General features: G+C 74.1%; 8 protein-coding genes, 1 tRNA gene and 1 pseudogene. 8 read left to right on the top strand and 2 right to left on the bottom strand.

Annotated elements, in window-relative coordinates; translation table 11 throughout:
• The first annotated feature begins 70 nt into the window (after window positions 1-70).
• The 5 genes from ACOJTC_RS32170 to ACOJTC_RS32190 all read left to right on the top strand — a co-directional run bounded on the left by ACOJTC_RS32170 (window position 71) and on the right by ACOJTC_RS32190 (window position 4,639).
• The gene (locus tag ACOJTC_RS32170) at window positions 71-2,440 is read left to right on the top strand and encodes a thiamine pyrophosphate-dependent enzyme (RefSeq protein WP_420119713.1); all 2,370 of its coding nucleotides are present in this window, start codon (window positions 71-73) and stop codon (window positions 2,438-2,440) included.
• 113 nt (window positions 2,441-2,553) lie between these two features.
• Window positions 2,554-2,991 carry a DUF3052 domain-containing protein gene (locus tag ACOJTC_RS32175; RefSeq protein WP_420119709.1) on the top strand — a complete coding sequence of 146 codons (438 nt, stop codon included), beginning with the start codon at window positions 2,554-2,556 and terminating at the stop codon, window positions 2,989-2,991.
• Window positions 2,992-3,084: 93 nt separating this feature from the next.
• Window positions 3,085-3,552 carry a peroxiredoxin gene (locus tag ACOJTC_RS32180; protein WP_204926412.1) on the top strand — a complete coding sequence of 156 codons (468 nt, stop codon included), beginning with the start codon at window positions 3,085-3,087 and terminating at the stop codon, window positions 3,550-3,552.
• A gap of 83 nt (window positions 3,553-3,635) precedes the next feature.
• Window positions 3,636-3,707 (top strand) — tRNA-Val (locus tag ACOJTC_RS32185).
• 143 nt (window positions 3,708-3,850) lie between these two features.
• Complete coding sequence (locus ACOJTC_RS32190) at window positions 3,851-4,639, top strand: alpha/beta fold hydrolase (protein ID WP_420119710.1); 789 nt, start codon at window positions 3,851-3,853, stop codon at window positions 4,637-4,639.
• Between the two features lie 112 nt (window positions 4,640-4,751).
• On the opposite strand, the gene ACOJTC_RS32195 is transcribed toward ACOJTC_RS32190, so the two are convergent.
• Window positions 4,752-5,711 carry an aminoglycoside phosphotransferase family protein gene (locus ACOJTC_RS32195; protein ID WP_420119711.1) on the bottom strand — a complete coding sequence of 320 codons (960 nt, stop codon included), beginning with the start codon at window positions 5,709-5,711 and terminating at the stop codon, window positions 4,752-4,754.
• 588 nt (window positions 5,712-6,299) lie between these two features.
• Between ACOJTC_RS32195 and ACOJTC_RS32200 the strand changes: the two genes are divergently transcribed.
• A complete protein-coding gene (locus ACOJTC_RS32200; RefSeq protein WP_204926416.1) occupies window positions 6,300-7,448 on the top strand; it encodes a polysaccharide pyruvyl transferase family protein in 1,149 nt (382 codons plus the stop codon).
• A gap of 161 nt (window positions 7,449-7,609) precedes the next feature.
• Here ACOJTC_RS32200 and ACOJTC_RS32205 read toward each other — a convergent pair whose 3' ends face one another.
• Window positions 7,610-7,807 carry a hypothetical protein gene (locus ACOJTC_RS32205; protein WP_204926417.1) on the bottom strand — a complete coding sequence of 66 codons (198 nt, stop codon included), beginning with the start codon at window positions 7,805-7,807 and terminating at the stop codon, window positions 7,610-7,612.
• A gap of 102 nt (window positions 7,808-7,909) precedes the next feature.
• On the opposite strand from ACOJTC_RS32205, the gene ACOJTC_RS32210 reads away from it, so the two are divergent.
• Both ACOJTC_RS32210 and ACOJTC_RS32215 read left to right on the top strand, forming a co-directional pair.
• On the top strand, window positions 7,910-8,431 hold the full coding sequence (locus ACOJTC_RS32210) for a DinB family protein (protein ID WP_420119712.1): 522 nt from the start codon (window positions 7,910-7,912) through the stop codon (window positions 8,429-8,431).
• 60 nt (window positions 8,432-8,491) lie between these two features.
• Window positions 8,492-9,016 (top strand): annotated as a pseudogene (locus ACOJTC_RS32215) (ATP-dependent helicase); the annotation flags it as partial.

The following is a 9,016-nucleotide window of genomic DNA, read 5'->3' on the forward strand; positions in this document are numbered from 1 at the left end:
GGCTGCGGGCGGCGCGGCGACGGTGTGCGACGCCCCGGCTGCGCCGCCCGGAACCTCGGCCGCCGCCGACCTGTCACCCGGGGCTCCGGACGCCACCGGCCTGCCGGACGGGACCGTCCAGGCCGGTCCGCCGGGCGGGTCGGCCGCCGGTGCCGGGTGGGGCGGGGAGACCGGCCCCGGCTCCCCGGTCCACGACCCGCACCCCGCGTCGGTGCGCCCGACGGACGCGCTCGACGGCATCGCCGTGCCACCACCCCCGGCCGGAGCGGTCGCCTACCGGGTGGGTGCCGACGGCACCGCCGAGCCGGTGCCCCGCCAGCGGCCCGCCCCGGTAACCGTCCCCACCGGCCAGGCCGTCACGTCCGCCGCCGGTGCGCCCGACCCGGCGGGCGACCCGGCCGACGTCGGGCCCGTCGCCACCGGCCCCCGCCCCGAGCCGGCGGTGGCCCATCCGGCGGGCGGCCCGGACCTGGACGGGTGGCAGGAGGCGTACGCCGAGGCGGCCCGGGACGTGCTGCGGGGCATCGTCGCCTCGACCCGGGACCCGATCGCCGGGGGCCGGCACAAGGTGTTCGGCCGTGCCGACCTGGCCGTGGTGCCGACCACGTCGACCATCGCCTCGCACCTGCCCCGGGCGGTCGGGCTGGGGCTGGCCGTGGAGCGGCTGCGCCGGATGGACACCGCCGGCCGGCGCGACGACCCGGACGGCCCGCCGCGCTCGCCGTGGCCCCGGGACGCCATCGTGGTCTGCTCGTTCGGCGACGCCTCGGTCAACCACGCCAGCGCCACCGCCGCCTTCAACACCGCCGGCTGGTACGACCACACCGGCCTGCGGATTCCGGTGCTCTTCGTCTGCGAGGACAACGGCCTGGGCATCAGCGTCCGGTCGCCGGAGGGCTGGGTGGAGCGGACCCTGCGGGCCCGGCCGGGGGTGCGGTACTTCGCCGCCGACGGCACCGATCCGGTGGCCGTGCACGCGGTGGCCGCCGAGGCCGCCGGCTGGGTGCGTCGGCACCGTCGCCCGGCGGTGCTGCACCTGCGTACCGTGCGGCTGTTGGGCCATGCCGGTGCCGACGCCGAGCAGGCGTACCGCAGCACCGCCGAGATCGCCGCCGACGAGGCACGCGACCCGGTGCTGGCCACCGCCCGGCTGCTCGTCGAGGCCGGGGTAGCCACCGGGGAGGAGCTGCTGGCCCGCTACGACGAGCGGGGCTGGCAGGTGCGCCGGACCGCCGAGGAGGTGCTCGACGAGCCGAAGCTGTCGGCCGTGGCCGAGGTGGTGGCCCCGCTGTCGCCCCGCCGGCCGTCGCGGGTCGCCGCCGCCGTGGCACAGTCCGCCCAGCGGGCCGCCGGGCCGGACGCGGCCGGCCGGGCGGAGGCGTTCGCGGGCAGGCCGCCGGAGTTGGCCGGCCCGCTGACCCTCGCGCAGAGCATCAACGCGGCGCTCGCCGACGGGATGCTCAGCCACCCGCAGCTGGCGGTGTTCGGCGAGGACGTCGCCGCCAAGGGCGGGGTGTACGGGGTCACCAAGGGGCTGCGGGAGCGGTTCGGGGCGGCCCGGGTCTTCGACACCCTGCTGGACGAGACGTCGGTGCTGGGGTTGGGGCTGGGCGCGGGGCTGGCCGGGATGCTGCCGGTGCCGGAGATCCAGTACCTGGCGTACCTGCACAACGCCGAGGACCAGTTGCGGGGCGAGGCGGCCACCCTGCAGTTCTTCTCCCAGGGGGCGTTCCGCAACCCGATGGTGGTGCGGGTGCCGGGGCTTGCGTACCAGGAGGGGTTCGGGGGGCACTTCCACAACGACAACTCGGTGGCCGTACTGCGGGACGTGCCCGGTCTGGTGGTCGCGGTGCCGGCGCGGCCGGACGACGCCGGCCCGCTGCTGCGGACCTGCCTGGCCGCCGCGGTCGTGGACGGCACGGTCTCGGTCTTCCTGGAGCCGATCGCGCTCTACCACACCCGGGACCTGTACGAGCCGGGTGACGGTGAGTGGCTGGCTTCCTACGCTGAGCCGTCCGCCTGGGCCGCCGGCCACGCCCCGATCGGCCGGGCCCGGGTGTACGGCGTCGGCTCGGCCGAGGACGTCACGATCGTCACGTTCGGTAACGGGGTGCGGATGTCGCTGCGGGCGGCGTCGACCCTGGCCGACGAGGGGATCGGCTGCCGGGTGGTGGACCTGCGGTGGCTGGCCCCGCTGCCGGTGGCGGACCTGATCCGGGAGGCGTCGGCGACCGGGCGGGTGCTGGTGGTCGACGAGACGCGGCGCTCCGGCGGGGTGGGGGAGGGCATTCTCGCGGCGCTGGTCGACGCCGGATACGTGGGGGCGGCGCGGCGGGTGGCGGCAGTTGACTCGTTTGTACCATTAGGTCCGGCTGCCCGTCAGGTGCTGGTCTCCGAGGATGCCATTACCCAGGGTGCCCGTACGCTGCTGGCACGGTAAATTCCGTTCCACCCGGTGCGCCACTTGCGCGACGGACCACAACTGTGTGGACTCTGCCTGACGGCGTCACCGCGACGCCGCCGGGCAGGGACGAGATGAGGAGGCACGCGACAGTGAGCGCGACCGCTGGTCAGGCCGCCGACGGGGTACGTCTCCTGGCGGACCGGTTCGGGATCGAACCGGGCCTGGTCGTCATGGAGATGGGGTACGACGAGGACGTCGACCAGGATCTCCGGGACGCCCTGACCGACCGCTGTGGAGAACTGGTCGACGAGGACACCGACGAGGTGGTCGACGCGGTGCTCGTCTGGTACCGCGACGGTGACGGTGACCTCTTCGAGCTCCTCGTCGACGCCCTCGGTCCGCTGGCCGACGCCGGAGTCGTGTGGCTGTTGACCCCGAAGGCCGGCCGCGACGGCCACGTCGAGCCGAGCGAGGTCGCCGAGTCGGCGCAGACCGCCGGGCTCCAGCAGACCTCGACCCTCAACGCCGGCAAGGACTGGAGCGGCGCCCGGCTGGTGCTGCGCCGCGGGTCCAAGGGCCGCAAGTAGGCCGTACGCGACTGAGCAGTCCCACACCCCGGGCGTCGCCCGCGGGTGTGGCAGGCTGAACCCACCTCAGACTCGACCCACCAAGGAGTTCGCATGCCGATCGAGGTTGGTGCCGAGGCACCCGACTTCCTGCTGAAGGACCAGAACAACCAGGAGGTACGGCTCTCGGACTACCGGGGCAACCGCACCGTGCTGCTGGTCTTCTACCCGCTCGCCTTCACCGGCATCTGCCAGGGTGAGCTGTGCGAGGTGCGGGACAACCTCAACGACTACGTCAACGACGACGTGCAGGTGCTCACCGTCAGCGTCGACTCGGTCTACGCCCACAAGATCTGGGCCGAGAAGGAGGGCTACCAGTTCCCGCTGCTGTCCGACTTCTGGCCGCACGGGGCGGTCGCCCAGGCGTACGGCGTCTTCAACGACCTCGCCGGCATCGCCAACCGGGGCACCTTCGTCATCGACAAGGCCGGGATCGTCCGGTTCGCCGAGATGAACATGCCGGGTGAGGCGCGTGACCAGCAGGGCTGGCGCAAGGCCCTCGCCGACACGGTCGCCGCCTGAGCGGTCTCCGGGCACACCGTTGCGACGGGCCGGCGGCCGGCAGGTAAGCTTGCCAGCCACCGGCCCGCTCGTACGGGCGTTCCGGGCGCGTAGCTCAGTGGGAGAGCACTCGCCTTACAAGCGAGGGGTCGCAGGTTCGAAACCTGCCGCGCCCACCCTCCGACCAGCAACGACAACGGCCGTCGATCATCGGCGGCCGGATCGTTGAGCCGATGGGACGCCGCCGGCAGGTCTGCCGGGAGCGTCGCCGTGGCGGCTCCCGGCGGCCCGCATCCCGACGCCGGTCGGAGGTGAGATCGTGAGCTACGCGCACGTCAACGGGCTGCGGCTGTGGTACGAGGAACACGGCGACGGCCCACCGCTGGTGCTACTGCACGGCGGCTACGGCGCGGCGGAGATGTTCGCCCCGATCCTGCCGGCGCTGGCCCGCCGCCGCCGGGTGATCGCAGTCGACCTCCAGGGCCACGGTCGCACCGCCGACGTGGATCGTCCACTGCGCTACGAGTCGATGGCCGACGACGTCGCCGCACTGCTGCGGCACCTCGACCTGCCCGGGGCGCAGCTACTGGGGTACTCCCTCGGCGGTGGCGTGGCGCTGCGGACCGCCATCCAGCATCCGGACCTGGTACGCCGGCTGGTGCTGGTCTCCACCCCGTTCCGGCGGCAGGGTTGGTATCCCGAGGTGCTGGCCGCCATGTCCAGCCAGGACGAGCGGGCCGGCGAACGGATGCGCGGCACGCCCCCGCACCAGCTCTACACGCGGATCGCCCCCCGACCGCAGGACTGGCCGGTGCTCTGGGCCAAGACCGGTGACCTGCTGCGCCGCGAGTACGACTGGACACCGCAGGTGGCGGCGCTCGCCGTACCGACCCTGCTGGTCTTCGCCGACGCGGACGCGATCCCGGTCGCCCACATGGCCGAGTTCTACGGGCTGCTCGGCGGCGGCCACCGGGACCCGGGCGGCGACGGCACCGCCCGCCCGACCTCCCGCCTCGCGATCCTCCCCGGCCTCACCCACCAGGACATCCCCACCACCCCCCTGTTACCCCACCTCGCCCTCCCCTTCCTCACCCACCAACTCCACTGACCCCCGCCCCCTCTCTCCCCCCGCCCCCCGCGCCCCCGCCCGCCCGCCTTCCGCCCGCGTGATCAAGAGGTTTGCGTCACGGAATCCGCGGTCGGTGACGCCAACCTCTTGGTCAACCGGCGGTCTGCGGGTGGTCGAGGCGGTGGCGCAGCCAGGGCAGCAGAGCGTCGGCCTGGGCCTGCTGGAAAGCGCGTACGGTGGGAATGTTGGGCGGCGGCGGGCGGCGCGCGCTGTCGGTGAAGAAGCCGGCCAGCCCGGCGTAGAAGCCGGTCAGGGCGGCCGGGTCGGCCCCGGCGGTGAGCGGCAGCCGGCGCAGCAACGCCTCGGTGTCGTGCCCGCCGTGCAACCGTACGTTGACCAGCAGCAGCGCCGTGTCCAGCCAGGCGGGCCCCCGGCAGGCCCACGGCCAGTCCACCACGGTGACCGTGCCGTCCGGACCGATCAGCAGGTTGTCGGCCCGCACGTCCAGGTGGCACAGGGTGTCCCCGGTCAGCCCGGCCAGCCCCCGGTCGGCCGCCGCGCACAGCTCGTCCAGGTGCCCGGCGACCCACGGGTCGAGCCGGGGTGGCGGGTCGGCGGCGATCCGCCGCCAGCCGCCGAAATCGTGGGCCAACCGTTCGGCCGCCCTCGGCGTGCCCGGCACCGGGTTCGGCGTGAGCGTCCCGGCCAGGGCTTCCAACGTACGCAGCGTCGCGTCGAGTTCGGCGTTCCGCCAGGGGGTGTACGGGTGCCGTCCGTCGACGTCGGTCAGCACGAGCGCCACCCAGTCGCCGTCGTCGTGGCAACCGAGCAGCCGGGGCGTCGGCGCGGACGGGGGCAGCGCGGCGGTGTGCCGGGCCTCGGCGCGGTGCATCCGGGGACTGTCCGGGTTCTGCGCCGGGCTGACCGCCTTGACGAACGCCCGTCGACCACCGGCGGTCCGCACCCGGTCGGCGGTGCCCGGGGAGTACCCGCCACTCTGGGAGACCGCCTCGACCACCCGGTCCCCGATGATCCGCTCCACCGCCTGCCGGACATGCCCAGGCAGCTCGTCCCACCCGATCCTGCCCGCACCCGCGCTCACACCCGCCATCTCCCCACCCTGGCGAGCACCCCGCACCCCAGGCAACCCGATTACCCCACCCACCCCACGCCGCGCCCCGCCCTCCCGCTCCCGCCCCTGCTCCTGCCCCGGCTCCCGCTTCTGCCCCGCCCTCCCGCTCCGGTGATCAAGAGCTTTGCGTCAACAGCCCGGCCCAACCCGACGTGAACCTCTTGGTCACCCCTCCACCCCCGTCGATGTCCCTGTTGACCAAGAGCTTTGCGTCAGCCAGGCGGGGTGGCCTGACGCAAACCTCTTGATCACCCGCCCACCCTCACCGCTGTGCCTGTTGACCAAGAGGTTTGGGCCAGCAAGACGGGGGTGGGTTGACGCAAACCTCTTGATCACCACCCTGCTCCCGTAGGTGTCCCCGGTGACCAAGAGGTTTGGGTCGGGAAGAGCGGGGTGTGGTGACGCAAACCTCTTGATCACCGGGGCGGGAGAGCCGGGTGGGCCGGGTGGGCGGGCGGGAGCTGGGCGGGGGTGGAGGGCGGGAGAGGGAGGGGAGGGCGGAGGTGGGGGCATGGGTGGGGTGGGAGGGGGAATGCGCGCCGGGACGTTCCTGGGGAGGAGTGACGGATGAGGGGTCCCACCGGATTGACCATCGGTGTGCTCGGCTCGTACGGCGGTCGGAACCTGGGAGACGAGGCGATTCTCACCGGTCTGCTGGCCGACCTGCGGGAGCAGGAGCCGAATGCGCGGATCATCGTGTTCTCCCGCAACCCGGCGCACACCGCGCTCGCCCATCCCGACGTCGAGGCGGTGCCCTGGGAGGGCGTGAGCCGGGTCGACTCCGCCGAGGTGCTCAGCCAGCTTGACCTGCTGATCCTCGGCGGCGGCGGCATCCTGTACGACAAGGAGGCCCGCCGCTACCTGCGGGTCGTGCGGGTCGCCCAGGAACGCGGCCTGCCCCTGCTGACGTACGCGGTGGGTGTCGGCCCGCTCAGCGACGGGGTGGACACCGGCATGGTCCGGGAGACGCTGGCCGGGGCGACCGAGGTGACCGTCCGCGACCAGGAGTCCCGGATGGTGCTGGAGGAGGCCGGGTTGCTCAACCCGATCACCGTCACCGCCGACCCGGCGTTCCTGCTGGAACCGGAGGACTTCCCGGCCCGGCTGCTGCGCGAGGAGGGGGTGCCCGCCGGCAAGCGCCTGGTCGGGCTGAGTGTCCGGGAGCCGGGGCGGGCGGCCGAGCGGCTCGACGTCGACGGGTACCACCGGTTGCTCGCCCAGATCGGCGACTTCCTGGTCCAGCGGATCGACGCGCACGTGCTGTTCGTGCCGATGGAACGCGACGACATCAGGCACTCGCACGGGGTGCTGTCCCACATGATCGCCGCCGACCGGGGGCGCATCCTGCACGGCGACTACTCGCCCCGGCAGGTGCTCGGCCTGATGAAGCACTTCGACCTGGCGGTCGGCATGCGGCTGCACTTCCTGATCTTCGCGGCGATGGTCGGCACCCCGTTCCTGCCGCTGCCGTACGCCGGGAAGGTCTTCGACCTGGCCCAGCGGCTCGGGGTGCCGGCGCTGCGCGGCGTGGAACGCGAGGTGGAGGGTCCGCTGCTGGCGGAGGTCGACCGGCTCTGGGACGAACGGGATTCCCGCCGCGAGGCCACCGCCCGCCGGGTCGCCGAGGTGTGCGACCAGGCCCGGGGCACCTCCCAGGTCACCCGCGCCGTGTTGGACGGCCTGCGCTCGCGCACCCTGGCCCGGATGGCCGCCTGACCGGCGGCCTGACGGCCGGGATCGCGACGACGCCGGCGGTCCGACGGCCGGGTCGCCACCACCGGCGACCCACCCGACCGGCGACCTACACGACCAGAAGTGGTCGTGCCGGCCCCGGCTGTCGGGTCGGCACCCGACCGGAAGCGGTCGTGCCGACCGGGTCAGACGGCCGGGCCGCGCCAGCGGTAGCGCCATTGGTCGCCCGCGGACTCCAACTCGTAGATCTGGGCGTCGAGAAGACCCTGCGGGCCGAGGTGATGGTGGGTCAGCGGGGGACGCTCGTTGCTGTCCAGCTCGACGTCGACCGCCTCGCCGTCAGCCGGGCCGTCCGCCAGGGGAATCCGTACCGTCGCAGCCATGCGCCCATCCTGCCAAGCCGGCCGCCGGAGCGCAGGGTTTGCCGGCGACAGCGGGTTCGCGGGGGGACAGCGGGACGACACGGTCGCCGCTACCGTCCGGTGATGACGGAAATCCGGATCGATCCGACGCTCGCCCCGGTGCTGGCGCGCACCGGCGACGAGCGGGCGGTGCTCGACGCGTTCCTCGACTTCCACCGGGCGACCGTGCTGCGCAAGGCACGGGGCCTGAGTGACGCCGAGGCGACCCGCCGGCTGGTGCCATCGGCCACCACCGTGGCGGGCATCCTGCAGCATCTCGCCCTGGTCGAGCGGAACTGGTTCCCGTTCCTGCTCGATCCGACCCCCGGCGACGTCTTCCCGACCTCCGAGGAGGACGCGGCGGCCAGCTTCGCCCTGGCCGAGGGGAAGACCCTCGACCAGCTCGCCGACGCCTACGAGCGGGCCTGCGCCCGGTCCCGTGAGCTGGCCGCCCGGTTCCCGCTGGACCATGTCGTGGCGCAGCCGCAGCTCGGCGAGGTGTCCCTGCGTTGGATCATGGTGCACATGATCGAGGAGACCGCCCGGCACGCCGGCCACGCCGACATCCTCCGTGAGCTGACCGACGGCAGCACCGGCGCGATCTGAGCGGCAGGGTCCGACCCTCGCCGCCTATCCTGACCCCTGGGCGTCGACGAGGGGGAACGAGTGCTGGTCGTCCACGGGGTGTGGCTGGTGGGGGCCGGTCTGGCGGTGTGGGCGGAGGATTCGGCCCGGCCGACGCAGGTGCCACGTCGCCCCGGCCGGGCCCCGCGCGAACGCCCCCACCCCTTCGCCGCCGACCCGGGCACCCTGGCCGCGCTGCTCGGTGACCGCCCGGCCGGCACCGTGCCGCTCACCCTCCCCACCCGGGCGGGCGCGCCCCTGCACTCGCCGGAGCTGGTCCCGGCCACCGTCGCGGAACCGGCCCGTGGCCCGGTCACCCTCGCCGCCTGGCGCACCCCCGTCCTGCGGTACGCCCCGGACGACGCGTTCGACCTGCTGCGTACCCTCGACGGGCTCGACGCCGTGGTGGGGGCCGGCCTGCGGCACCTCGCCGAGCTGGCGGGTTTCGCGGTCGACCTGGTGGCCCGGGGTCGGCTGCTGCCCGGTGTGGCCGACCTCCCGCCCGGGGACGTGCCAGCGGACCGGCGCCCGACCGACCGCCCGGAAGAGGACGGGCCGCCGGACCGG

Origin of the sequence: Micromonospora sp. (assembly GCF_048594385.1) — a bacterium.
GTDB classification, from domain to species: Bacteria; Actinomycetota; Actinomycetes; order Mycobacteriales; family Micromonosporaceae; genus Micromonospora; species Micromonospora wenchangensis.